The sequence below is a fragment of the Vibrio sp. KUL70 genome, assembly GCF_059725515.1.
The window spans coordinates 2,106,562-2,132,279 of the sequence record NZ_AP045834.1 but is presented as its reverse complement, the minus strand read 5'-3'; the positions used below and the strand labels follow the sequence as shown (position 1 = coordinate 2,132,279).

The window sequence follows — 25,718 nt, the reverse complement described above, 5'->3', positions numbered from 1 at the left end:
AATCAATAAAAATGGCAAATACCACTGATAAGTCAATTTTAACAGCCGCAGGTAAAGCACTGTTGGCGCAACTTAATGCCGAAGAAAAGCCACTGATCATCGACAAGATGATTTTTGCCAATGTGCCTAATCGCCCAGAGTTCCCACAGCCAGATGATGTGGTACCCACTGATCATGTTGTTCACCAAGAAGGTGTTGAGCAGCGTGGCCGACTCTCTGCAGACTCGGTCATTTACAGCACGACATTGACTAGTGACGTTGGCCCGTTCGAATTTAACTGGACGGGTGCGTACTGCTCAGAATATGGCGTACTGGTCACAATCGACCACCATGCATTAACACCAAAGTCAGCTGACGAGCCCGGTGTTGCAGGTAATACCTTGGTGCGCTCTGTTGTGCTTGAGTACAAAGACATTGCTGAAATCACCAACATCACGGTGGACGCTTCATCGTGGCAGTACAACGCCACGCCACGTATGAAAAAAATGGACGACGATGTGGCCCAAGCCATCATCGACCAAAACGGCAAAGATTGGTTTATCGAAGACGGTTTCTTGGTAACGCCTCAAGCGAGCGCATTCAACATCAAAGCGGGTGCCGGTTATGTGTCGGGCAATCGTGTCACACTCGAATTTGAACGCAATGTTCAGGTACCTAACAAACCATCATTCATCTACGTAGACGCACACCGCGAAGGAACGCCAACAGGTGAGCAAGTTACCCTATTCGCTTTCGTGGTTACTGCAGAAGAGAAAGACGACTACACCGATGCAAACGGCGTGAAGCACTTTGTTTGTAAGATTGCCCAGGTGTTGGGTGATGGAAGTGTTAATGATTTGAGGCTGGAGAGTAACTATATTTCTCATATTGAATCCGTTGCCGGTCTAAACTGGGAAGAAGGGAAAACCATAAAATCATCACAGCAAGTTGTAATTTACCAGAATCATCAATGGAATGTTCCTAGTGCTAGTAATAGCAATCCTATCCGATTGGGGAAGTCGCCTTTAGGTGATAGCAAAATGAAATTAATAGGGGAAATAGCTGATATTAGCCTCTATGGTGTCAATTCAGAGAGTGATGATGCGGCGACAGCGATTGAAAAAGCGGCTGAAAATGGTGTGAAAGAATTACGGGTACAATTGCTTACGATTGATCTTAAGAACACATCTGTTGATGCTAAAGGAATGAAAATTTCTGGGATAAATACATCATATAAAAATGGTCAGATTTACAATGCAAAGCTAGACCGGATGCGTCGCTATGCAATCAGACAATATAGTGAGCCAGTTCCTTCGCCAACAATGCCAACAACGCGATTGAAAACAAAGTTGTTGATGAAAACAGCTGCCACATCGCATGGGTTTGTATCTCCGAATGGTGAGAGTTATACCATTGTTTCACCATCAAGTTACGGTGGCGTAGCACGTTTTGAGCTACTTAATGGTTTAGGTGGTAGCGGGGAAACTGATGCTGGTGCTCCATTTGATCGCTTGAGAGTTGTTCATTCGTGGCTTCATGATGGAGGTTATGCATTAAAAGTATCTGAGTCAGGGAAAAGCGCGGGAGTGGAAGACTCTAGCGTTAATATCAATGACTTTTACCCTAACGCAGACCGTGCAGATTATTCATCTAATGGAGTGATTGACACTATTTGTAAGTCTGTACCACCTGGTGAGTGGATAGAATATGAACTTCCCGATTCTATTTTCCAGGCCAACTGTGCCGTTGTCACATCGGCAGCTTCATCTGAGGCCGTCAAGATTGAAGTAAATGGTCATAATGTTAAAACATTTTCTGCAAAAGGTGCTTCAAATCGTATTCAGACAATGCCGTTTGTAGTTGATGGATTTAAAACAAAATGTACAGTTAGAATCACTAATGATGGAGCTGGTGCGCTGTACTTGGCTGGATTAAATATGTTCAATATTGCCACACTTCCTGAATCCCTAACAACTAAGTCATTTATTGATAAGGTGGTATTGTTTGGTGGGGTTTCGATGCTGGCGGCTGGCACTGGCGCATCAATGGATAATGTTCTGATTGGTGGTGATGGCATTCGGTACGGTAGTTATCATGGCGGAGATAAGGACGAGACAGGTAATGATGTCACGATAAAGGTGGCGAGCACCGAGGGAGCAATATCATTTGGAATTAAAACCTCACATGAGGCATCAATCTCTACACTAAATGACGGAGATATCGTTATATCTCCGCATATCATGGTTCGCAATAAGCTGGAGATACAAACATCTCCTAATCTCTGGTTATGGATGTCGCTCGACTTCGGAATTGATGGTGGATGTAATACACAATTTCGAATAACAGGAAGTAGCAGCCCAGTTATTTTGCATACGATTTATTCGGCAATGCACTCCAGCTCAAGAAATTTGTCTCGTATAGAAAACAAGGTGTTTGACGAAAACACGCCAACAAATGATCGCATAGAGTTTGTTCCAGGTACTGTGCCAATAGTGCAAATGGACTCATCGGCTGAAGCCCAAGTTGCGTATTGTCCGACATTAGTTAATCTGGATACTGCTAGATCTTACGCGCTTCATGCGTGGGATTCGGGTGCGTATATTAAATTTTATGGCACACCACTGGAATCAATGCCGATGGCTTTTGATGACTCACCTGTAACAGTCGGGTGCCTTTACCAGTACGGGAAGTTTATTATTTAGTATCAATATAGTTAAAGGTATTTGAAGTAAATGCTAACCCTAAACGGCACTCAACTCCCACTAAAGAACTTACGCATTAGCGTTCGTCAGCAATTGGCCGGACAGGATATGTCCGGCCAGACCTCGGCTACCGACCAAGCGGAAACAGGCAGCAAAGGTAAAATTCTGACCGTGAAAGGCGTGATCCCATTTACTAAAAAGCAGCTATTAACCAACTTGTTCAGCATGGCGGAAGCACAAGAAAACGATGCTCGCCAAATCTACCGAATTAGCAATAAAACGGCAGAGGCCTTGAAAATTCGCCAGGTGAAATTCCAAGGTGCCGTTCGTGCTGATGAGCAAGATTCTCACAGGCAATGGAGCGTTTCGTTTGAACTGGTCGAGCACCTTTCGGTACCAGAACGAGTCGAACAACGCCAACCGGATAAACCCGCTGCACAGCAAAAAGTGCAAGGTGTGAACACTCCGGTTGAAGCTGGACAAAGTGACGATGTGCCGCCAGGTACAGAAGTGGAACTGACTGGTGTTATGAAGGTGCTCAAAGCGGTTGATAATGCTTTGGCGTAAAAGGCGGTGACGTATGACAACAAACAACAAGTTTCTTTGCCGCGCTTACCTCGGTAAAGACAAAGCCAAGGTGAAAGACCATCGCATAGTCTTTAGTGAAAACACACCAGGTCGCTGTGAACTTTCCGTTGAAGGCAGTCCAGAGCCAAATACTATCATCGCCGTAGACTTAGGTTGGGGCGATGATATTACGCGAGTCTTTCTTGGTTACATCGAACGAGTTCAGCCAGCCGAAAAAGGTTGGTCGAAAGTATTCTGCCGCGAATTAGCGGCAATACTCTATAAGCCACTTAACATCATCATGCGTCACCCAACACTTATGCAGCTGCTTAGCGAAGTGACCAATAAAACGGGCCTTCAATTTGTGGTACCAGAGAAAGCCTACAGCAAAACGGCCATTCCTTGTTTTTATAGCGATGGCAATGGCTATCGAGTCATAGACGAACTGGCCCAAGCGTTCAGCATAGATGGATTGTTCTGGCAGCAACAAGGCAATGGGCAAATTTACGTAGGCAGTTGGAAGGATTCATTCTGGGCAGATAAACCCGTCACCATACCAAGTGCACTTATGACAAACCACACGGCCAACAAGTCGGTAAAGGTGCCGGCTATTCCAAAGTTGAAGCCAGGTGTAGTCGTGAATGGACTTCGATTAGTTGGTGTTGAGTTTGAAGGAACGGAGGCAAAGCTTACATGGATGTGAATACTATAAAGCGCATTATCTTCCGGTTGTTTCCTGAATTCACAGGCCAGTGGCATTTGCCAAGGTGGGGGAAGGTGGTCGCATTGCCAGAGCTGCCCGAAGAAGGTGATTTGTCTGATCGCTTTTATCCTCATTATGCCGTGGATGTGCAGCTACTCGATGAAAAGGGCATGGAATACGAAGATAAACCGCCACTGCAGGCGGTACCACTTCCGGTGCCTGGTCTTGGTGATCATGCTGGTCGTCTAGAGCCTCCCGCAATTGGTAGCATCGTAGAGCTCGGTTTTATGTTCGGCCAACCGGACAAACCTTTTATTCGTTGCGTTCTTCCGCTTGGCTTCAAGTTACCAGGTATCAAAGAAGGTGAAAGTCGATACCAAAAACGCCAAGGTGTTTACCACCTAGTAGACCAAGATGGAAACTTTGAGAGCACCACAGATAAAAACGCCACTTTGAATTGTGTCGATAGGGCGGTAAATGCGACCAACTACACCGCCATCATTGAGCAACTGCGTAAGGTGGTAGTAAAACAGAGTGAGCAGATCACCATACTCGAAGACCAAGTGCAGGACATCAAAGGGCAAGTGAATTTAACCGTAGGCAAAGACCTCATTATTGAAGCCAAGAACATCACCGAAGATGCCGACACAATAAAACTCAATGGCGGAAAAGGTGTTTGTACTGGGGCAACCATTTGTCCGTTCACTGGTAAACCGCATGTGGACGTATCAACCACCGTATTCGCAGGTAAGTAACATGGCACTAGAAGTTGATGCAACAAAGCAGGAACTCATTAAAGAGTTAGAAGCCAGAGGTTTTGTAATAGAAGGAGAGTTTTCACAGAACTCACCATTGATGGAAGCCATAGCAGCAGCAATGGTTACAGTGCTTAAACGAGATGCAGAAGTCATCATTGATGCTGGCAGCTCTGCCGGAACCTACAAAGTAAGCTAAAAGCCCACCGCATCATCACCAAGCGTCCACTATGGGCGCTTTTCTTATATCTAAAGCCAATCGCATAGCTACAGGCTAGCGCCACGTAAAGGAGCACTCAGGTGACGGAATCCGCACTCCTCCTCCCCACCTGCGCCGTTTTCGATCTGGTTTTTTCGTAATTTTGATTTAGTGAAAATCTACGGGGCTAGGAAAGGCGTAGAACACGCGATAAAGCCTTTTGCTATAAGGGCTTCGAGTGATATAAAAAGCCGCTCAAAAGGGCTTATATTGCGCCTCATAGAATTTCAATAATTGCGCTTTTTTTCGATAAATTGCAATAATGACGATCTGTAAAGATCTAGTGCGTCATTTTAAGTTGTTGATTTGTAATGTTGCTCTGTGTTTTTCGTCAGTTTTTTAAAGATCTAGTGTGGAAAATTAAAGATCTCTTTAGTTGGCAGGTAAGCCAGGCATAGCAAGGCTCTAGCGCTAATCTGACAGCAAAACTGTTTTTCAAATTTGTTCATTGGATGAAGCTGGAAAAGTGAACAGAAAAGAGAACAAAGTAATGACAGAAAACGCGATTTTGCCAGATGCCTATAAATTTACGGTGTGGACATTTTTGGGACAAATTACAATTGTTCTTTGATTAAGTATTTGATTTTAAATTAGTAATAAGCTGGTGTTTAGTAAGACCACATCATCAACCACCCAAATCGCGCTTAGTCTTGATTACTCGCGAAAAAGAATGAAAAAAAGGCTCACATCTCTGTGAGCCTTTTGCTTAGTTAGGAGGGTCCAAGCAAGTGGACATCGTCATGGCTAAGGTCAATTAAGTGGTAGTTCTGCAACCACTTGATTGAACGCACTACGAGCTTTCTGTGCTTGTTCGGACAACTCAAGTTTCTTCGCTTGTGCGGCAGTTAGGTTGCTCTCAGCAAGCTCCAGTGCTTGCTGCAACTCTTCCGGCAATTCATGCGTTTCCATTTGAGCGCCTTGTTCAAGAACATATGCTCGAATCTTTTTCTTCACATCTGCCAGCGCTTTGTAGGCGGAGCGTTCTAGCTCAGCCGCGTCTTGAGCAGCATCTTTCACTTTCTCAAACTGAGCCAGTGCCATCCCCTCTGCAGACCAAGGGTCGATATCGGGCAGCTCTTCGATGTTGATTGTTGGCTCGATGTAGTCATCTTGATGGCGTAGGTCAAGACTGGTCGCACGAACGGCAGAAACCATCAACATCACTGAAATCCCTAGTAGCGGTAGGCCACCCACGATAGCCGCGGTCTGTAAGGTACTTAGTCCACCTAAGAACATTAAAATCGTTGGCAGGAATGATAGTGTAAATGCCCAAAACAGACGGTTCCAACGCATAGGCTCTTCTGTGACGTTGTTTTGTACTACCGACGCCAAGATGTATGAGATCGAGTCAAAAGTCGTTGCCGTGAAGATAATGCACAACAGCGTAAATACCGCGATAACCAGTGTGCTCATTGGCAGTTGGTCAAGCATCGAGAAGATCGCTTTGGTTGCGCCATGCTCGTTGAGTACCGCGACCACGTCTAAGTCTCCAGACAGTTGTAATGACAGGCCGTAGTTACCCAAAATCATGAAGAACAGGAAGCAGCCCAAAGATCCAAAAAAGATCGAACCGGTTACCATCTGTTTAATTGTGCGACCACGAGAGATACGCGCAACGAATAGACCCATACTCGGGGCGAATACTAACCACCATGCCCAGTAGAAGATGGTCCAATCTTGTGGAAAATGGGTATTTTCAAATGTGCCGTAGCCACCAAAAGGTTCAGCCCAAGTCGCCATAACGAAGAAGTTAGAGAGCAAGCGACCAATCGAATCCAAGCCAGTCTCCAACATAAAGATGGTTGGACCCGCAACCAGCACAAATGCCAATAAACCCATCGCACCCCAAAAGTTGATGTTGCTGAGGATCTTGATGCCTTTTTCAAGGCCAGCGTAGGAAGAGTAGGCAAAAATTGCGGTACAGATCAGTAATACGCCTGCTTGAGTTAGGGTGTTCTTTGGCAAACCGAATAGGTGATTCAAACCTTCGGTGATAAGAGGAGCGGCTAGACCAAGTGTGGTTGCCGCGCCACCTAAAAGACCAAAGATGAATAGCACATCAACAATCTTGCCTGGAGTACCTTTACTGCGGTGCTCTCCAAGTACTGGCATGAGCGCGCTGGAAATTTTTAGTACAGGCTGTTTACGCACATAGAAAAAGTAAGCGATCGGCAAAGCTGGGATCAAGTAAATAGACCACGCGATTGGTCCCCAGTGGAACAGTCCATAGGTCGCAGCCCAGCGAACCGCCTCTTCACTGCCTGGTTCAAGTTGAAAAGGTGGTGATTGGTAGTAGTAGGCCCATTCGATACAGCCCCAGTAAAGAATACTGGCACCGATGCCGCCACAAAATAGCATCGCGGCCCATGAAGCAGTGGCAAACTCGGGCTCTTCATCGGCTTCACCTAGCTTGATCTGGCCCATGTCACTGAATACAACATAAACCATGAAAGCACAGGCTGCTAAGCCAAGTGTTAGATAGAGGAAACCGAGTTTGTCGGTCATGAAGGTTTTCGCGATAGCAATCCATTCTGCCCCTTGTGCAGGGAACATTATCAGAGGAAACACTATCGTAAGTAGTAGTGCAATGGCACCGAAAAAAGTAGGCTTATCAATAAGCGAAAAGGCGTTTTTCACGAGACTTATTCCATAATAATGAGACCAGAATTATGGTATGAAGTCGTTTTTCAGAGCAAATCAGGAATGTTGTCGTAACGACAAATCTGTAAAGTGATTCTAGTAAAAGCTGGAGGTTCGGTGAGAGCGCTAGACCAAGGCCAGCAGTATGCCGCCAATGGTTACCGCTGCGGAAAGATATTGCCCCGCCGAGTATGAGCCATCTTCCTCTTCTTCAATTTTGTCTGGATGATCCATACCCAGTGCGCCATGCGCAAAAGATTCAACTTTGTCGCCAACGGTTTCGTTTTCAGCTTCGATTTTCTTGGCTTCTTTATCTATCTGTTGTAGGGCGACCAGAAGCGCTTTTCCTTCATCAGACAGCTTAACGGTATTGTGCTCAACCTTAAGTGGCGCGGGCTCTGAAGATACGGGCGTACCTTTTGTGGGCTGATTCTTCACCGGACTATAAGTTTGAGCGGCATTGTTGGTAACAGGCGTCATAACACTCTCCGTAGTTGCACCTTATATAGAGTATCGGCCGAGCAGTGAAAAACTTGTGTAATTAATCACCGAGGTGATGTTTTACTACTCTATCTAGGCTTGCCCAATTAATAAGCAATAGTTGTGCCGATACTCAGTTAGGTTGAACTACGTGGCCGTGTTATTCGTGGGCTATTTGCACTCTAAGCCTTTGCCTCGATGAGAAAGTTTCTTGTACGCTTTCATACGATTTTCTTGTTTAACGTAGCGCGTTGGTGGAGACAAAACTTGCAGTTGGTAGTCTTCGCTAGCATCACTCAATGATTCGACCGGAGTGATGACCACCACATTCAGATCGGCATTGCGACGTAAAATAGAGGCGGCAGTACCTAAGCCTTGTTCTGTATGAAATTTGCCCGCGACGTGAATGACTTGTTTATATGGATTTTCATTTAGGTATTTTACAATCGAATCTGCCATGGTTTCATCCCAGGTCACTTGAGCGGCAAATTGCTTTTCGGTTTGTTCAGGTGTGCCGTGGTGCATAGAAGCCATGAATTTTTCTTTATAAGGGCTGTCACTAGTATTGACGTCGTCAGCTATCCATTGGCGTTCTTCAGGAGTCAATTTTTCTAGGTAATCAATTCCGTTACGTCCGATACACTGAACAACTGGCTTTGGAGCATTGGCGGCGATGATATCGATACCTTGCGACTTCGCAAGTTCCACCAATGGGCGGTAGTCACTTTGATAATTTGGCCATGCCGCGGCGTCTGACATGAGAACTTGTTCACCGATCTCTCCCGCAAGATAGTCGTCGATAACATTTTGGTGCTGTCGTGTGAACTGTTCCATGGATAGGGCAACGTCTTTGCTGTCAGCTAAACGTGCCTTAAGAAAGTCGGTCTGGAATCTATGTACAGCAGAGTGTGTATGCCATTCACCAATGAGAACTACATCGGCATCAATCAATGCACTCGGGAGTTGGTTAAGTGAAATCGGCTCCCCTTCTGCAGAAGCGAATTGGTAGTCGTAATAGGTAGTCACTGGGGATAAAACGGCTTTGTTGTCGCCTTGAGCCTGCTCGGAAGGCTGATTTGCACAAGCAGTGAGAAGGGCGGTTAGGCCAATAATAAAAATACGTTGCATTGAATAACTCCTTGAAGAGTAAGCATACTAAATGAGGCTCACAGAGAATTCAATGCAAACGATAATTAATATCAACTAGCTCTGTTTACGATAAACTCTTAGCATGAAATCGGCCTCGCACAGGTAGCTATCACTTCGCATCAACTCTTGCTTAAATGATTCTGTTGCCTTCCAAGCGAACGGGGTCATTTGAAGCAGGTCAAAGGCATCCGAACCTGAAAGCTCCATCATGTAGTTTAGGTGCTGTTGGCTCTCTAGGGTAAATCCTTCGATGATTTCTGGTGTTTCGTCATGCAGTCGTACTCCATCATAGATCGCATCACGCAGTTGATACAGGTGGCGGCCAGCAGGCGTCACTGTAATTACCACACCTTGCTCTTTCAATGTTCGTTGTAACTCTTCTGCCTTGCAAGGCGCATAGATGCGTAGAACGGCGTCTAAGCAGTTGTTAGCGAAAGGTAGTCTATGGCTCGATGCCACTGAAAAGTTAACCGCTGGGTAGCGCTTAGCGGCATAACGGATAGCAACCTTAGAGATGTCTAAGCCGTAAATGCTTGGTTCACGCTGCGCGAGTTTAAGAGCGATTTCATTGGTGTAGTAGCCTTCACCACAGCCAATATCCAATAGATTCGGCTTTTCCACTGGTAATACATTTTCACACAGAGCAACCACAGCTTGGCGCATTGGGTTGTAGTGGTCACCTTCTAAGAATCGGCGACGAGCTTGCATCATCTCTTTATTGTCACCTGGATCTTTTGAGCGCTTGTGGTGGGCTGGCATCAAGTTGACGTAACCCTCTTTGGCAAGATCAAATAGGTGGTTGTTCTCACACTTGAAAGTTCGATCAACTTGAGTGAGAGATTGGTGACATAAAGGGCACTGGTAGTTCATGACGCTCTCTGTGCGGCTAGTAAAGTGGGCAGCGAGTTTATCAAAAATGTCGCATTAGGCGAAATAAAAAGAGCCGTGCAGTACGGCTCTTGATAGGGCTTATGGAATAAGTCGAGCTACTATTTTAGCTCGTGAGCTGTGTATAACAGAGAGATAGCCAGTAAGCCCTATAGGGGAATTATTTTGCTGCGATAATTGTCATCAATTGGTGGCTCTCACCGGGCTGAAGCTCTTTGCCTTGTTCGATGCTCGGAGCATGTAGGGCCGACTCAACACATAGCATGGTTAGATAGCCGTCGTCTTGCATGTCGCCCATAGCTGCAGCGCCTTCTGCCCACGGGTTCCATAATACCGCAGAGTTATGGCCTTGGTTTTCAACAGTCAGTGTGCGCGCAAGTTTCGCATCAGCGACTGAAATAACGGCTTCTGGCTGCGTGTAAACACGGTCAATAGTATCAGTGAGTACAAGCTCATCACCACCTTGGCATACTTTGCTATCTTGTAGGCTATCAATGTACTCAGAGCCCATCCCGGTTGTTTTAGCTTGGTGAATATCGCCAATGTTAAGGTATGTATGTAGCGCACCAGAGCACTTCCAAGGCTGAGAATCAGTGTTTGTCACCTCTAGTGTTACCTTCAACTCATCACCGATCTCGACGTTAAGGCGCGCATCAAAGCGGTGTGGCCATACGGCAAGCGTGTCGTCATTAGTGCTCAAGCCTAGGCTTACGATAACACCTACTTCGCTTTCTCGGTGCTCAATGATCTGCCATTCACTGTTGCGAGCGAAACCGTGTGCAGGTGCGGCAATACGACCAAACCAAGGCCAACATACTGGAATGCCGCCACGCAGAGCCGTTTTACCATCAAACTTCGCCTGTTGACTCATCCAAATGAGATCTTGTTGCCCTTGTGGTTGATAAGAAACAACATGCCCACCAAACAGAGAGATCGCAGCGTTCGCTTTCTCGTGAATAACGCGCACAAGTTTTACGTCTTGATATTCAACAATTGTTACGTTGTCTGAAAGCACGGCTAAAGCAGGGAGAGTTGATAAATCCATTACATTGTCCTTCTTAAGGGAAATTGAATTCAAATTCGAGATGAGCATGAAACAGAGGGTTGGGGAGCTCACGTATTTGAATTGAATCTCGTGCCGCTTGTTACCTCTCATTTTATCGGGGCTGCGGCGTTTGATAAATCGCGGGTACAAAAAAGGCGACTCTAGAGCCGCCTTTTCTTTTCAGTCTTTTCTCAAAGACAGTCTAGCTAAACGCTATCTAAGTAATAATTACTTAGAGATGTGAGCGATTAGGTCTAGAACTTTGTTTGAGTAACCGATTTCGTTGTCGTACCAAGATACAACTTTAACGAATTTGTCAGTTAGAGCAACACCAGCTTTAGCGTCGAATACTGAAGTGTTAACTTCGCCGATGAAGTCTTGAGAAACAACTTGGTCTTCAGTGTAACCTAGAACGCCAGCCATTTCGCCTTCAGAAGCTTCTTTCATTGCAGCACAGATTGCTTCGTAAGATGCAGCTTCTTTTAGGTTAACAGTTAGGTCAACTACAGAAACGTTAGCAGTTGGTACACGGAAAGCCATACCAGTTAGAAGGCCGTTTAGTTCTGGAAGAACAACGCCTACAGCTTTAGCAGCACCAGTTGAAGATGGGATGATGTTTTGAGAAGCACCACGGCCACCGCGCCAGTCTTTAGCAGAAGGACCATCTACAGTTTTTTGAGTTGCTGTAGTAGCGTGAACTGTAGTCATTAGACCAGACTCGATGCCCCACTTGTCGTTAAGAACTTTAGCGATTGGAGCAAGACAGTTAGTAGTACAAGAAGCGTTAGAAACGATGTCTTGACCAGCGTAAGTGTCTTGGTTAACGCCCATAACGAACATTGGAGTTGCGTCTTTAGAAGGACCAGTTAGAACAACTTTCTTCGCACCAGCTGTGATGTGCTGACGAGCAGTTTCGTCAGTTAGGAAGATACCAGTTGCTTCAGCTACAACGTCAACACCGATTTCGTCCCACTTAAGGTCAGTTGGGTTACGCTCAGCAGTTACGCGAACTGTTTTACCGTTAACGATTAGGTTACCGTCTTTTACTTCAACAGTACCGTTGAAACGACCGTGAGTTGAATCGTACTTAAGCATGTATGCCATGTACTCTACGTCGATAAGGTCGTTAATACCTACTACTTCGATGTCAGCGCGCTCAACAGATGCACGAAATACGAAACGACCGATACGGCCAAAACCGTTAATACCTACTTTGATAGTCATTGTAGTTGCTCCACAACTTAATTTCTGATTAAAGATAACTGGTAGTAAAATTACAGAATCCAGTCTAAATCTGCAATAGATAATCCGACTTAACTTGTTTAATGTCAAAAAAAAGCGACGCTTTTCTTAACAATTGGGTGTAAGTGGTTGAAATTTGACCATTGCTAGTGGTTCTGTACCCTTCCAGTTGGGTAAAATACCTCTAAATGACGATTCACTTATGAGTGTATATGTACAATGTATCTCGGTGAGAAAGTATGTGCTACAAATCCTGCTAGATGCAAGTATTTATGGAAAAAAGTAAATATAATAAAAGAGAATGTGGAGAGATATTAACGTGAATGAAGGGGGAGAAAATATGACGAAGCCCGATGAATACTGGCGTGAACACCTAACTGATGAAGAGTACCAGGTGTGTCGTCTACGTGGAACAGAGCCTCCTTTTACCGGTAAGCTGTTACACAATCATGATACTGGGGTTTACAGTTGTACTTGTTGTGAAGCCCCACTGTTTGTGTCTGAAAACAAATATGATTCTGGCTGTGGTTGGCCAAGTTTCGATGCCCCTATTAATGATAAGGCAATCCGTTATTTAGAAGATCTAAGTCACGGAATGAAACGTATTGAGATTCGTTGTGCGGCTTGTGATAGCCACCTAGGTCACGTTTTTCCGGATGGTCCTAAAACCACTGGAGAACGTTTTTGTGTAAATTCTGTGTCGTTAATTTTCAACAAAAATGACAAAACTACAGAATAATCGACATCTATTGTCAAAAGCTTTCATATGTAGTGATGCCGCGACAAAGTAAAGTAACGAATTGCGAGTTGCCTCTCTTAAAGGAATAAAAAAAAACAGCTACCGAAAAGGGTAGCTGTCAGATTGCTGACGAACCCCACTTTTTGAAGTGGGGTTCTCTTTTTCGAGCGGCCGTAGGCCGCGATCGCGATATTTTTTTATTATGCGAAGTTTGGAAGAGCCCAACACTTAAATTGGCATCTAGACGCCATAATTTGACGTATTTGGGACATATTTAGCCCTATTTTTTGTAAATAGCTCACCACCAAGGCTATCTTCTTGATGTTTTGAGCGGCAGCTGCCAACCAACATTGCATTTGCACTTTCGAGAGCCCGCGGAAGCGGGCATAACGGTGACCATGGTGCTGCTTAGCGTCGGCGAAGCTCCGCTCTACCGTCTCACTTCTTCGCCTATACGTCTTTTTCCATAAGGTGAGAGCCGCATTTGGTTGGCTCTATCCATCGCGTCCGTATAGATGTGTCTTGTAATGACTTTCTTCATATTTTTACTTTGCGTACAGTCATCTCTCATTGGACAGAACGCACACTCTTTCGGGTCGGAGTGATACTCACGATACGCATCTCTAGACGTTGTTTTATAGATGAGCTCTTGACCGTTAGGGCAGCGGTAACTGTCTCGCTCTTCATTGTAGATGAAGTGCTTTTTCTTGAACGCATTCTTTGTTCTCGATGGTCTGCGATAACCGAACACGCCCAAGATATTTCGACGCTCTAATGACTCAGCGACTGGCGCAGTGAAGTAGCCCGCGTCGAGTCCAACGGCGATTGGATTAAGGTTAAATTGCTCTAGGGTATAGTCCAGACGCTTCACATAAGGTTGAGAGTCATTGATATTACCTGCTGTGACATGGGTATCTAAGATAATGCCATGCTGTCCATCCACTGTACGGTGGTCGAGATAGAAGAAGCCTTGGGGCTTATTATCTCGAGTCATGAAGCCACTTTCCGGGTCGGTAGTACTCGTTTTGGTGTTCTTAGTTTTAGGCTCAGCGGTACGTGACTTTAGAGGTTTCTTACCCTCTTTCTCTCGGTCTAGCGCGACATCTTCATCGAGCATATCAAGATAAGCACTGGCGCGAACCTTAGTCACTTTGTTCGTGTGCTTATTTTTGTTGGCATTGGCTTTTAGGTGCGTGCTGTCAGTAAATAGTTCTTGGCCTGCGACCAAACCTTTCGCCATTGCCTGCTCTACGATATTGATAAAGATACGCTCAAACACATCGGTACCATTAAAGCGGCGAATACGGTTTTGGCTGAGTGTCGATGCATGGATAACTTTCTCTGTCAGTGACATACGCAGGAACCATCGATAAGCGACATTGACTTCAATCTCTTTCACGAGTTGTCGCTCGCTTTTTATTCCGAAGAGGTAACCAAGCAGGATGATTTTAAACAGGCGTACAGGGTCAACAGGTGGGCGACCGTTGTCTTTACAGTAGAGGTGAGCGACTTCATTACGGATAAACTCGAAGTCGATGGCTTTATCTATCTTACGAACTAAATGGTTCTGAGGAACGAGCTGTTCCATGGTGACCATTTCGAGTTCATATTGTTGAGGTGAAGGCTCTTGAAGCATAGTGAGATATCCATATTTCGATACCCCTATTAGATCAAAGGTCTAGCTTGAAAGCTAGACCTTTGTCAGCAGTCTGACAGCTACCGAAAAGGGTAGCTGTTTTTGTTTGGCTATTTTAAAAGTATCGCTATCGGTGAGAGACGAGTGACGCTTGGTATCGTCCATCTTCAATGGCCTCTACGATATAGTCAGCATCATCTTGTAGCTTGTTGTAAACATCATTTGAGAAGGGATACAGGACTCTCAACTCTGGCTCCGAGGCAATTGGAACATCGAATTGTTTGGCAACCATCGCCCATAGATACGCTTTTTCCATATTACCTAGGCTGTGATTGATACTCGCTAGGGATTTAAATATTTCGGTATTGACGGTTGCACCGTTTGAGAGTGTGAGTGCGTTATTGAGTAGTTTGATGGTTTTCTTGTGATCACGTGTAGTGTAGAAGGTTGCTAATGCGTATTGCATTTCCGCTGTGTTGAGTGCGTCGCTGCCTTCCAACTGCAGGAAGCTACGACGTGCGTTGATATTGCCAGTTTGTGACCATAGGAAGTAGAGAGTTTCAGGTTCATTGGAGCCCAAAAGCTCCCCAAGGATTCGCTCTTCTTCTTCGATGCTGTGCATCAGTGCTGAGAAGCGTCGCTGCTTGAGTAAGGTTTGATCTATGGTTTCAATTTGAGAAGCCAGTTCAAGACACTTCTTGTACTCGGCAACCAGACCATACTCTGTGATCTTATTGTGCTCGGTAGGTTGTTTCAATATTTCGAAGCGGTGCCAGATGAGGTCGGTACGTGCCACTCTGCATTGGCCGTCGTTCATATTCAGGTCAACGCAACGCAACTCTGAGTGAGCTTCACATAGCTGCTCTGTATTTTTGTTTCCCTCGAAGCACCCCGTTAGGGCCAGAGGGGCAGTGGCGAGTAGCCATTTAAAAATTCTCATATACCTTCACTTGTGATCGAATACACTTATTTTCAGTGCTCCGCTTGACTCCATTTCACGACAGGTTATTTTCTGGTGAAAATTGTTAATACTAAGGCTTTATCATGGATGCAGAACAACTTCTTAACGCAATGACCCCAGAGGTCTATGAGCGCCTAACGTATGCAGTAGAGACGGGGAAGTGGCCCGAGGGTACGGCATTAACGCAAGAGCAGCGTGATTCTTGTATGCAAGCTGTTATGCTTTACCAGTCAAAGCATAATGTTGACGCCCAGCATATGACAGTTGCTGCTGGTGGTGACATTAGCTTTAAGTCGAAAGCGGAACTTAAGAAACAATTTACTTCAGATCAAGAAGATATTGTTAGGGTAAATCCTAATCACTAAGCCATTGTTGTGACAATATCACATAGTTCAAGATCTAAAGTAAAAAAAAGGGGTGGTATTGAGCCGCCCCTTTTTGTTGTCCTCATTTTGACTTTCAGCGTGTTATCTACCCAAAGACATCTTCGGTTACAGACTCATTTCACCACGCAGAATTTGCTGCATTTTTTCTTTTACTTGCTCGTAGCTTAGGTCTTGGCTGAGTAAAAAGTGCAGTTTCGCTAACGCTGCTTCAGGAGTCATGTCGTAACCACTCACTACACCGGCATCTGCAAGGGCGCAGCCAGTTGCGTAACCACCCATGTTCACTTTACCTGCAAGACATTGAGTCAGGTTAACGACAATGACACCACGTTCAGAGGCATCTTTAAGATGTTGCAGCAGCTCTGGGTTTTGTGGCGCATTACCGACACCAAATGTCAGCAAGATCATCGCATTTACTGGTTGAAGCAGGGTATTTCGAATCACTTCGTGAGAAATTCCTGGGTACATAGTAATCACACCAATTGGTTGAGGTGTAATGTTGTGTACCTTGAATTCGCCTTCAGGCTTCTGATCAACCACGACATTGTTGCTGAGTTGGATATTGATGCCCGCTTCAAGCAGTGGATTCAGGTTTGGTGAAGTAAATGCGTTGAAACCATCAGCGTGCGACTTGGTACTGCGGTTACCACGCATCAATTTGTTATTGAAGAACAGTGTCACTTCATTGATCGGATAGTTAGCCGCAATGTGCAGTGCGTTCAGTAGGTTTGCTTGACCATCTGAGCGTAGCTCGGCAAGAGGAATCTGCGAGCCTGTGACAATCACGGGCTTGCCAAGGTTCTCTAACATGAAAGAGAGTGCCGACGCCGTATAAGCCATGGTGTCGGTGCCGTGCAAAATAACAAAGCCGTCGTACTTATCGTAGTTCGCGCGGATATCATCAGCAATGGTCTGCCAATCTAGCGGCGTCATGTCTGAAGAATCCATCAGAGGAGAGTATTCATGAATCGTATACTCAGGCATCTCTGGGCGGTGGAATTCAGGCATGCTCGCTAGCTGCTTGTCCATAAAACCCGCCACTGGTACATAGCCGTGGTCATGCGATTTCTGCATACCGATGGTGCCACCAGTGTACGCAATATAGATATGTTTTCTTTCCATAGCGATTGTTACTTTTTGTTTGTAGGGAACAGGGACGCGATTATAGCGGATAATCTGGCAATAAAAAGAGGCACCCCACACAGAGGTGCCTCTTTACAGAAAAGCAAGAAGAGACGCTTACTGTACTTGGCAATTCAAGCAGAATGCATAGCGGCCTTGAGGATCATTAAAGTGACTTAAAAGTTGGCTATCTTGCGCCAATTGTTGAGTAACTGGCTTTAAACCACTTGGGATAAGACTCTGAATATCAAGTCCTAAAGAGATCTGAACTTGGTTCATGAACTCCTGAATAAACTGCTCAGTTGCTGAAAGCGGCTCTTCAACCCAGTAAACGCTGTACTCTTCAAGTTCTGCAAGTGTTGCAGCGGCGGCGATAGCGTCGTCGAAATCACCGATTTCATCGATCAAACCGTACTGTAGAGCATCTTGGCCGGTCCACACTCGACCTTGAGCAACCTTATCTACGCTCTCTATATCTATGCCACGGTTTGAGCCAACCAAGCCTATAAAGCGTTGATAACCGTGTTCGATGCCCATTTGAAACGCATCTTTGGCACCCTCCGTTAGCCCGGTGGTTATGCCTAGACCAGAGAAGGGGGTAGTACCGACACCATCGGTGTAAACACCCATGTCATTCAAGCCTTTTTCAAAGGTCGTGATCACGCTGAAAATTCCGATAGAACCCGTGAGAGTTGTGGGTTGTGCCATGATTTTGTCGGCACTCATCGAGATCCAGTAACCGCCAGAGGCTGCTAGGCTAGACATCGACACTACTACAGGCTTGCCTACTTCTTTCAAAGCAACAATTTCATTGCGAATCACTTCAGAAGCGAACGCACTGCCACCTGGGCTATCCACACGCAGAACAACCGCTTTAACTTGGTCATCGTTACGAGCTTGGCGAAGTAGTGCGGCAGTGGTGTCCCCACCGACTGTACCACGAGGTTGCTTACCATCCATGATCGCGCCGCTTGCGATAACAACAGCAATGTCATCCGTTGAGGTTGGTAAATCTGGTTGCATGGTTGCTCGGTAATCATAGTAGCTCAGCGCATTGTAGCTGTCTTTGCCATCGCTACCGAAGGTGTCGGCTAGTTCCAAGCGAACCTCTTGACGAGTCGATAATTGGTCAACTAAACCGAGTTTTTTCGCAAGCTGAGCGATGTCACCGTCTACAGACTCAAGCTCGGACAAGAAAGTTTCCATGCTCGGATTTAGAGTTGCAGACTCAATCTGGCGATTATTTGAAACATCATCGACATAAGCTCCCCAAAGTTGCCCCAACCAACGAGACGCTGACTGTTTTGCTTCTTTGGACATATCGTCACGTATAAACGGCTCAATTGCCGATTTATAAGTGCCTACTCGGAAGACATGTGTGTTCACATCGAGTTTTTCTAATAGTGTTTTGTAGTACAGCGAGTACGCGCTATAGCCTTTCAGTAACACGCCACCGTCCGGTGACATGAAGATCTTATTGGCGTAGCTTGCTAGGTAGTATTGACTTTGATTGTAGAAATCGCCAATGGCGTAGATGGGCTTGCCAGTCGCTTTAAACTCATTCAGCGCTTTTGCAATGTAGCGAAGCTTAGTGAGATTGGTTTCCGGTAACTCACCCAGTGCTAATACGATTCCGGTAATGTTCTCGTCATCTTTTGCATAACGAATGGTATCAACGATATCAAAAAGCACGTTCTCTTTTGGCAAATCTTTACCCAGCAAAGAGCCAGTCACTGAGTCCATTGGATTGATGTAACGGCTCTGTTCGACAATCGGACCAGATAGGTTAAGCACTAGTGCCGATTGTTGTGGAACCGTAGGCTGTGTGTTGTCCGTCTGGAAATACACAAAGTAGATGAGGGCGATACTCAATAAAAAGAACAGATTGATCACTGCAACACGTACAAAGGTGATCAGTTTCCATACCCCTTTAAAGATCATACCGATAAATTTGGCTATTTTTTTCATTATTTCTCCACGGCGAGAACACCACACTTAAATAAGCAGTAGGACTATTTATCTCAATAATATTAACTGGTTAGTATCCTACGTTAATTCAAAGTTCCAAACTAGATGAACTATTTGTTAATCGATACATATTCTCATTAAGTGTAGTCATATTAGGGACCGTTGAGTGATTAATACACTCTGCACTATGATCGGTGTTACAAAAATGTAAACGGTTGTTTGAAATTTTGGTTTGTGCACTATACTGTGGTCAGACCACAAGGATAAATAACAGAAGTGATGTCTGCCATGTACCCACATTTATTAGAACCTCTAGATCTTGGATTTACTCAGTTACGAAATCGTGTATTGATGGGATCAATGCATACAGGCCTTGAAGAAAATAAAGAAGGGCTGCACAAGTTGGCTGCGTTTTATGAAGAACGAGCGCGAGGCGGCGTCGGTCTTATCGTCACGGGCGGCTTTTCTCCAAATTTGCGTGGCAGACTGCATCCCTTCAGTGCTGAATTCAGCAAAGTAAAACATGCGAAGGCACACCAAGTCGTCACGCAAGCCGTACACAAACACGGCGGTAAGATTGCTCTGCAACTTCTGCATGCGGGTCGTTACGCGATGCACCCATTCGCGCAAAGTGCTTCAGGAATCAAGGCGCCTATCTCTAAGTTCGCACCGAGCGAAATGAGCCCTCGTCAAATCAAGAAGACGATTAATGCCTTTGCTAATAGCGCGGAGCTTGCGCAAGTAGCAGGCTACGATGGCATTGAAATCATGGGATCTGAAGGCTACTTGATTAACCAATTTATCTGTAAGCGCACCAACATGCGTTACGACGAATGGGGGGGATCGTACGAAAAACGCATGCGTTTCCCGCTTGAGATTGTGAAATCGATTCGTGAAACTGTTGGCAAAGAATTCATCATTATCTTCCGCCTATCAATGCTGGATCTGGTCGAGCAGGGCAGTACCTTCGAAGATGTTGTGCTATTGGCTCAAAAACTTGAAGAGGCGGGCGTCACCATCATTAACACAGGGATCGGCTGGCACGAAGCGCGTGTACCAACCATCGCAACTCAAGTACCACGCGGCGCGTTCTCTTGGGTAACAGAAAAAGTAAAACCTTATGTCTCTATCCCTGTTGTGACTTGTAACCGCATCAACACGCCTGAAGAAGCAGAGCGTATTTTGAGTTCTGGACAAGCGGATATGGTGTCGATGGCGCGACCATTCTTAGCCGATCCAGACTTTGTCAATAAAGCTGCTCAAGACCAAGCGCAGTTCATTAATACCTGTATCGGTTGTAACCAAGCGTGTTTGGACAATGTGTTTAAGGGTAAACGAGCAAGTTGTCTGGTCAACCCGAGAGCCTGTTACGAGACAGAGCTTGTCGTTCAACCGGCTGAAGCGAGTAAAACTATCGCCGTAGTAGGAGCCGGCCCTGCAGGTTTGGCGTGTGCAACGACACTGGCTCAGCGCGGTCATAAAGTTGATTTGATTGAGAAGAATGACCGAATTGGTGGTCAGTTCAGATTGGCGATGCAGATCCCGGGCAAAGAGGAGTTTAGAGAGACGATTCGTTACTTTGCCAACCAAGTTGACGCATCTGGTGTGAACCTTAAACTCGACACCGAAGCGACGTTCGAAATGCTGCTTAAGTACGATGAAGTTGTCATGGCGGCAGGTGTAGAGCCGAGAAAACTGAACCTTGAGGGTATTGATCAAGAGAATGTCGTCGACTATCAGACCTTGATTCGTGACAAGACACCGGTAGGCGAAAAGGTTGCGATCGTTGGGGCTGGTGGGATTGGTGTCGATGTCGCGACCATGCTCACTGAACCCGCTTCACACAGTTTAGATGATTGGCTACATGAATGGGGCATTGATAAAAACATGGAACACCCAGGGGGCTTATTCCCATACCCAGATGCAATGAGTGAGAAAACTGTTTGGGTTATGCAGCGTAAAGCAGGCCGTGTGGGTAAAGGTCCGGGTAAGACAACCGGTTGGATTCATAAGCGCACCCTTGAGAAGCGTGGTGTGAATCTATTGGGCGGCGTAAGCTACGAAAAAATTGATGACCAAGGTCTGCATATTACCGTCAACAAAGAGCCGAAAGTACTGGATGCAGATTCCGTCGTGATCTGTGCGGGTCAAGTGTCTGTGCGACCATTTGAAGACATGTGGCAAGAGTTAGGCAACAAATTACATGTGATTGGTGGTGCGGATTACGCCGGTGAATTGGATGCGGTTCGAGCGATTCGTCAAGGTGTTGAGCTCGCAACTAAGCTTTAATACCAATCGTAGCAAATAATTGCTCACCCTAGCTTGTTAAAACGCTCGATAACTGCGTTAGAATTTTTGATTGTAGAATAACTACTTACCGAAACTCTCTGTTGCAGAAAAGCTGCCTTGTTCTCAAGCCTTTTTCCGGCGCTATTTTTGATCACTTACTTACTGTGATTGGTATAACATCAAAGTTGCACTCGTCGGCTCGCTTAAATAATTTTTAAAGCCCTTAGAGCGTTCTTCTAAGGGCTTTTCTATTACAGATGTTGCGACTTATTATCGTTTGTAATCTATGCTACAGTTCAAAGATACAAATAAGAAAATAGTAAGGACTTCAAATGGATGCTTTGGAACTGTTGCTCAATAGACGCTCTATCGCCAAGCTATCTGAGCCAGCCCCGGAAGGTGTTGCTCTAGAAAACATCATTAAAGCGGGATTGCGTGCACCGGACCATGCTGCTTTAACCCCGTGGCGCTTTGTGATCGCTCAAGGATCAGGACTGAAGAAGCTCTCTGATATTTTAGTACGAGCTGCAGAAGCCGATAACAGCGAAGAAGCTGTGATAGAAAAAGTGAAAAAAGCCCCTTTTCGTGCACCTATGGTGATTACCGTTATCGCAAAAGTGACTGAGCACGAAAAAGTACCGGCATTAGAGCAGCATCTCTCTGCAGGTTGTGCTGTTCAAGCGATGCAAATGGCTGCGGTTGCGCAGGGTTTTCAAGGTTTCTGGCGCTCAGGTAAATGGATGTTCCACCCTGAGGTACATCAGGCGTTTGGCCTCGAAGGAGAAGACGAAATTGTTGGCTTCTTGTATCTAGGCACGCCAGGCTGCACGCCAATGAAAGTGCCAGAGCGTAACCTATCTCAATTTATTGAGTATCTATAACTACTCTTTACTGTATAAAAAAACAGTTTATCTTGATTTATTAGAGCCACATTAGATAATGTGGCTCTAATTGTTTGTCATCTCTGGAAAATCATGTCTCGCTTAATCATTGCTGAAAAACCTAGCTTAGGTCGTGCTATCGCCGCTGCTTTGCCTAACCCACAAAAAAAAGGTGAGGGTTTCATTCAATGTGGAAATGGCGATGTAGTGACATGGTGTATAGGCCACCTCTTGGAGCAAGTTGAGCCTGATGCTTATGAAGAGCGATATAAGAAATGGAGCTTAGTCGACCTACCGATCGTGCCTGAACAGTGGCAACTTAGACCAAGAAAGAGCGCCAGCAAGCAGTTAACTGTCATCCGCAAGCTACTTAAAGATGCCAAACAGATTGTTCACGCAGGAGACCCTGATAGAGAAGGGCAGCTGCTAGTCGATGAGGTGATCGACTACTGTAAAGTTTCAAAAACTCGTAAAGAGTCGATTCAGCGATTGTTAATCAGTGACTTAAATTTGCCAGCTGTCAAACGTGCGTTAGGGCAGATGCGCAGTAATAAAGAGTTTATCCCTCTATCTGTGTCTGCTTTGGCACGTTCACGAGCAGACTGGCTATATGGCATGAACATGACTCGTGCCTATACGTTACTTGGACAAAAAGCGGGATACCAAGGTGTGTTATCGGTAGGGCGAGTGCAGACACCGGTACTTGGATTGGTGGTAAGACGCGATGAAGAGATTGAAAACTTCGTCCCTAAAGACTATTTCACGCTACACGCCTTGATTCCTTATCAAAATGGCGGCGATAGCTTCGATATTCGTGCTCGCTGGAAGCCGAGCGAAGCGTGCAAACCTTGGCAGGATGAAGAGGGGCGCGTACTCAATCGCAAACTGGTGGAGAACGTCGCCAGTCGCATTCAGAATCAACCCGCTAAAGTGGTGGAGTCTGAGCAGAAACAGACCAAACAAGCCGCCCCGCTTCCATATTCGCTCTCTGCACTGCAGATTGACGCTGCGAAACGTTTTGGCATGAGTGCGCAACAAGTGTTGGATACCTGTCAGTCTCTGTATGAGAAACATAAGCTGATCACGTACCCGCGCTCGGATAGCCGCTATTTGCCAAAAGATCACTACTCACAAAGGCAGTCAGTCGTCGATGCAATCGCCAATAACGCTAAAGAGCTTGAGCAAGGTGCTCAGGGGGCTGATTTGTCACTGCGGTCTAAAGCGTGGAATGACAGCAAGGTTGATGCGCACCATGCGATTATTCCAACGCCGAAAAAATCTTCAGTGAATGGCCTTTCTGGTAATGAGATGAAGATCTACCAACAGATTGCTCGTCAATATCTAATGCAGTTTTACCCACACGCCGTTTATGCAGAGGCTAAGCTGGTGTTTGATATCGCCGGAGGCGTATTTATCGCGAAAGGTCGACAGCTGGTGACCCCTGGCTGGAAAGCACTGATGGGTAAAACAGATTCGGCTGATAAGAGTGACACTGCGGATACCGTACCTCCGTTGCCTGAAGGAACCGTATTGACCTGTCGAGAGGGCGTGATTGGGGACAAGAAAACAGAGCCACCCAAACACTTCACAGAAGCAACACTTCTCCAGGCGATGACAGGTATTGCGCGTTTCGTTGCCAACAAAGATCTGAAATCGATCTTAAAAGAGACCGATGGACTGGGCACTGAAGCAACTCGCGCAGGCATCCTTGATACGCTATTCAAAAGACAATTATTGACGCGCCAGGGTAAGAGCATTCATAGCAGCGCTGCTGGTCGAGGTTTGATTCATGCTCTGCCGGAAGAGTCGACTTTCCCTGATATGACCGCACACTGGGAACACCAACTGCAAGGGATGGCGGAACGAAATCAAGCGTATCAGCCTTTCATGTCTGATCTTGAAAACAAAATATCTGGGCTTATGCATCATGTGAAAACATCTGAAGTACCAGAATCACTGCGCCACCTGCCGAAAGTCGAAAGACCGGCCTACAAAAAGCGTAAGGCTAGTGGGCGTAAGAAGTTTACCAAGAAGCGATCATCGAGCTAGCGTTCGACTTTGCGGCCGCAGCGCTCAAACAGAGCTTTCCAGTAATCTACGTGCTCACGGGTGGCGGCTCTGAATGCTCGGTGAGTTTCTACTAACGGAAAAATGTAAGAGTGCAACTGTGGTTGCGCCTCGAACAATGAAAGATGCGGGTTTAGTTGTTGGTAGTAACCGTCTAACTGCGCCATGTAGGGCTGAACCAGCCCAATGAATTGCTGCTCGAAAACGTTATTGAGATGGCGAAACTTGGTTGTATCTCGCTGCTTTCCACATATGATTTTGTGATCGTATGCCTTGAGTTGTTGCGTGATCTGATTGAGCTCGAACGTCGCGGCGCTCAAAGAGTAGTGAAGATCGCCAAGTACAACTTGTTTCTCTAATGTCTCTTGCACTTCGGTTACTGACCCTAAAGTGAGTCTCTTATTGAAGAATTGGTCTAAGTAGCCCAACGCGTCACTGACTCGTTGAACTTTTAGGCCAACATCTTCGCTAAGCCACTGGCTCCCACGCAGTTGTGACTGCATTGCATCACTGGCATAGAGAAGATTCCATTGGTGCAGTGCGAGTTGGTCACGCTTTTGTTGCTCAATTTTGACAAGCTGCTGGTGGACGTCAGACGAGATACCTTGATGATTCAAGCACTCGGATAGCCCGTCGAGAAATGCAACTTGATAGTCAAAGTTACGAAACTGGTCAGCGACTTTACCTAGTACAGAATTACGTTCTGCGATCAAGTTGAACAGCCCGCACTCTCTGAGTTGATAGCTATCCAAGAGCCCCATCGAAATCGGCTGAATGTCGATGTTCAGCTCGCGTTTTCTTGGAAGAGCTTCAAATTCCCACTCTTCTGAGAGTCGGTCTTTATCTTGAACCCGTGCGACACGACTATGGTACTCGTCAAACAAATCGCCTTGTTCATCCCAACACCCACTGAGAAACAGGCACAAAGATCCTAAAAGAGCGGATTTATAGAGGGTTGAAGGAAATCTCATCTTAGCTCCTAGTAGAACTGCTTACCAAGCGACAAGCCGTGTAAAGGGTATAAATATTGTTTCGTTAGGCTGAGTTCGATGCCGCGGTTTGCGCTAGTGATTAAGATGGTGCTCATGAGAAGTCCTTGTAGAGAGGTTAAATTAAGTTTGATGGCTTCCCAGTAGAAAATCAACGACCCACCAACTCGTTAGCAACATAGTCGCGAATATCATTACTGCGACCAGAGAGCCACAGATCACTCCACTTAATAACATTAAGTTTTTCAAAATAGCACCCTATTAAAACAAA

General features: G+C 45.8%; 21 protein-coding genes. 10 read left to right on the top strand and 11 right to left on the bottom strand.

The features are described from left to right. The first annotated feature begins 11 nt into the window (after positions 1-11). From AC6I7V_RS09235 to AC6I7V_RS09215, 5 genes are read left to right on the top strand one after another with little or no spacing between them, the layout of a single operon-like run. Positions 12-2,681 carry a phage tail-collar fiber domain-containing protein gene (locus tag AC6I7V_RS09235; protein ID WP_498010739.1) on the top strand — a complete coding sequence of 890 codons (2,670 nt, stop codon included), beginning with the start codon at positions 12-14 and terminating at the stop codon, positions 2,679-2,681. 30 nt (positions 2,682-2,711) lie between these two features. After that, a complete protein-coding gene (locus tag AC6I7V_RS09230; protein WP_062859697.1) occupies positions 2,712-3,248 on the top strand; it encodes a baseplate complex protein in 537 nt (178 codons plus the stop codon). Between the two features lie 13 nt (positions 3,249-3,261). Continuing rightward, positions 3,262-3,951, top strand: a complete 690-nt coding sequence (locus AC6I7V_RS09225) for a hypothetical protein (RefSeq protein WP_498010738.1) — start codon at positions 3,262-3,264, stop codon at positions 3,949-3,951. Next, the gene (locus tag AC6I7V_RS09220) at positions 3,942-4,706 is read left to right on the top strand and encodes a hypothetical protein (RefSeq protein WP_498010737.1); all 765 of its coding nucleotides are present in this window, start codon (positions 3,942-3,944) and stop codon (positions 4,704-4,706) included. Before AC6I7V_RS09225 ends, AC6I7V_RS09220 begins: the two co-directional genes overlap by 10 nt. Position 4,707: 1 nt before the next feature. After that, on the top strand, positions 4,708-4,905 hold the full coding sequence (locus AC6I7V_RS09215; protein ID WP_498010736.1) for a hypothetical protein: 198 nt from the start codon (positions 4,708-4,710) through the stop codon (positions 4,903-4,905). A gap of 810 nt (positions 4,906-5,715) precedes the next feature. Here AC6I7V_RS09215 and AC6I7V_RS09210 read toward each other — a convergent pair. The 6 genes from AC6I7V_RS09210 to gap form a co-directional block, all read right to left on the bottom strand. Continuing rightward, positions 5,716-7,602, bottom strand: a complete 1,887-nt coding sequence (locus AC6I7V_RS09210) for a BCCT family transporter (protein WP_498010735.1) — start codon at positions 7,600-7,602, stop codon at positions 5,716-5,718. A 129-nt stretch (positions 7,603-7,731) separates the two neighbouring features. Continuing rightward, on the bottom strand, positions 7,732-8,085 hold the full coding sequence (locus AC6I7V_RS09205) for a hypothetical protein (RefSeq protein ID WP_498010734.1): 354 nt from the start codon (positions 8,083-8,085) through the stop codon (positions 7,732-7,734). A gap of 171 nt (positions 8,086-8,256) precedes the next feature. Next, entirely contained in the window at positions 8,257-9,213 is a 957-nt protein-coding gene (locus tag AC6I7V_RS09200; protein WP_498010733.1) for a ChaN family lipoprotein, read from the bottom strand. Positions 9,214-9,288: 75 nt separating this feature from the next. Beyond that, the gene (rlmA, locus tag AC6I7V_RS09195) at positions 9,289-10,104 is read right to left on the bottom strand and encodes a 23S rRNA (guanine(745)-N(1))-methyltransferase (protein ID WP_498010732.1); all 816 of its coding nucleotides are present in this window, start codon (positions 10,102-10,104) and stop codon (positions 9,289-9,291) included. Between the two features lie 178 nt (positions 10,105-10,282). Beyond that, a complete protein-coding gene (locus AC6I7V_RS09190; protein ID WP_498010731.1) occupies positions 10,283-11,167 on the bottom strand; it encodes a D-hexose-6-phosphate mutarotase in 885 nt (294 codons plus the stop codon). A gap of 228 nt (positions 11,168-11,395) precedes the next feature. Further along, positions 11,396-12,391, bottom strand: coding sequence for a type I glyceraldehyde-3-phosphate dehydrogenase (gap, locus tag AC6I7V_RS09185; RefSeq protein WP_004740660.1), 996 nt, complete (start codon positions 12,389-12,391; stop codon positions 11,396-11,398). A 358-nt stretch (positions 12,392-12,749) separates the two neighbouring features. Between gap and msrB the strand changes: the two genes are divergently transcribed. Continuing rightward, positions 12,750-13,148: a peptide-methionine (R)-S-oxide reductase MsrB gene (msrB, locus tag AC6I7V_RS09180; protein WP_255230291.1), complete on the top strand. Its 399-nt coding sequence runs from the start codon at positions 12,750-12,752 to the stop codon at positions 13,146-13,148. A gap of 200 nt (positions 13,149-13,348) precedes the next feature. Here the strand turns inward: msrB and AC6I7V_RS09175 are convergent. Then, positions 13,349-14,784, bottom strand: a protein-coding gene (locus tag AC6I7V_RS09175) for an IS1182 family transposase (protein ID WP_498010706.1) whose coding sequence is annotated in 2 segments (ribosomal slippage) — positions 13,349-13,611 and positions 13,611-14,784 — 1,437 coding nt in all. Because the reading frame shifts where the segments join, the coding sequence is not laid out codon by codon here. Positions 14,785-14,911: 127 nt separating this feature from the next. After that, positions 14,912-15,724, bottom strand: a complete 813-nt coding sequence (locus tag AC6I7V_RS09170) for a DUF2989 domain-containing protein (RefSeq protein ID WP_498010730.1) — start codon at positions 15,722-15,724, stop codon at positions 14,912-14,914. Positions 15,725-15,828: 104 nt separating this feature from the next. Here AC6I7V_RS09170 and AC6I7V_RS09165 point away from each other — a divergent pair, with 104 nt between their 5' ends. Then, positions 15,829-16,110 (top strand): YeaC family protein, encoded by a 282-nt coding sequence (locus AC6I7V_RS09165; protein WP_255230293.1) that lies wholly within the window; start codon positions 15,829-15,831, stop codon positions 16,108-16,110. A 126-nt stretch (positions 16,111-16,236) separates the two neighbouring features. On the opposite strand, the gene ansA is transcribed toward AC6I7V_RS09165, so the two are convergent. Further along, complete coding sequence (gene ansA / locus AC6I7V_RS09160; RefSeq protein WP_255230294.1) at positions 16,237-17,253, bottom strand: asparaginase; 1,017 nt, start codon at positions 17,251-17,253, stop codon at positions 16,237-16,239. A 117-nt stretch (positions 17,254-17,370) separates the two neighbouring features. Then, positions 17,371-19,221 carry a signal peptide peptidase SppA gene (gene sppA, locus AC6I7V_RS09155; protein ID WP_498010728.1) on the bottom strand — a complete coding sequence of 617 codons (1,851 nt, stop codon included), beginning with the start codon at positions 19,219-19,221 and terminating at the stop codon, positions 17,371-17,373. A 279-nt stretch (positions 19,222-19,500) separates the two neighbouring features. On the opposite strand from sppA, the gene AC6I7V_RS09150 reads away from it, so the two are divergent. The 3 genes from AC6I7V_RS09150 (at position 19,501) to AC6I7V_RS09140 (ending at position 24,440) form a co-directional block, all read left to right on the top strand. After that, positions 19,501-21,510, top strand: a complete 2,010-nt coding sequence (locus tag AC6I7V_RS09150) for an FAD-dependent oxidoreductase (RefSeq protein ID WP_498010727.1) — start codon at positions 19,501-19,503, stop codon at positions 21,508-21,510. A 332-nt stretch (positions 21,511-21,842) separates the two neighbouring features. Then, positions 21,843-22,391 (top strand): NAD(P)H nitroreductase, encoded by a 549-nt coding sequence (locus AC6I7V_RS09145; RefSeq protein WP_255230297.1) that lies wholly within the window; start codon positions 21,843-21,845, stop codon positions 22,389-22,391. Between the two features lie 93 nt (positions 22,392-22,484). Further along, positions 22,485-24,440 (top strand): DNA topoisomerase III, encoded by a 1,956-nt coding sequence (locus tag AC6I7V_RS09140; protein WP_498010726.1) that lies wholly within the window; start codon positions 22,485-22,487, stop codon positions 24,438-24,440. On the opposite strand, the gene AC6I7V_RS09135 is transcribed toward AC6I7V_RS09140, so the two are convergent. Further along, a complete protein-coding gene (locus tag AC6I7V_RS09135; protein ID WP_498010725.1) occupies positions 24,437-25,429 on the bottom strand; it encodes a DUF3080 domain-containing protein in 993 nt (330 codons plus the stop codon). The genes AC6I7V_RS09140 and AC6I7V_RS09135 overlap by 4 nt on opposite strands. Positions 25,430-25,718 lie beyond the last annotated feature (289 nt).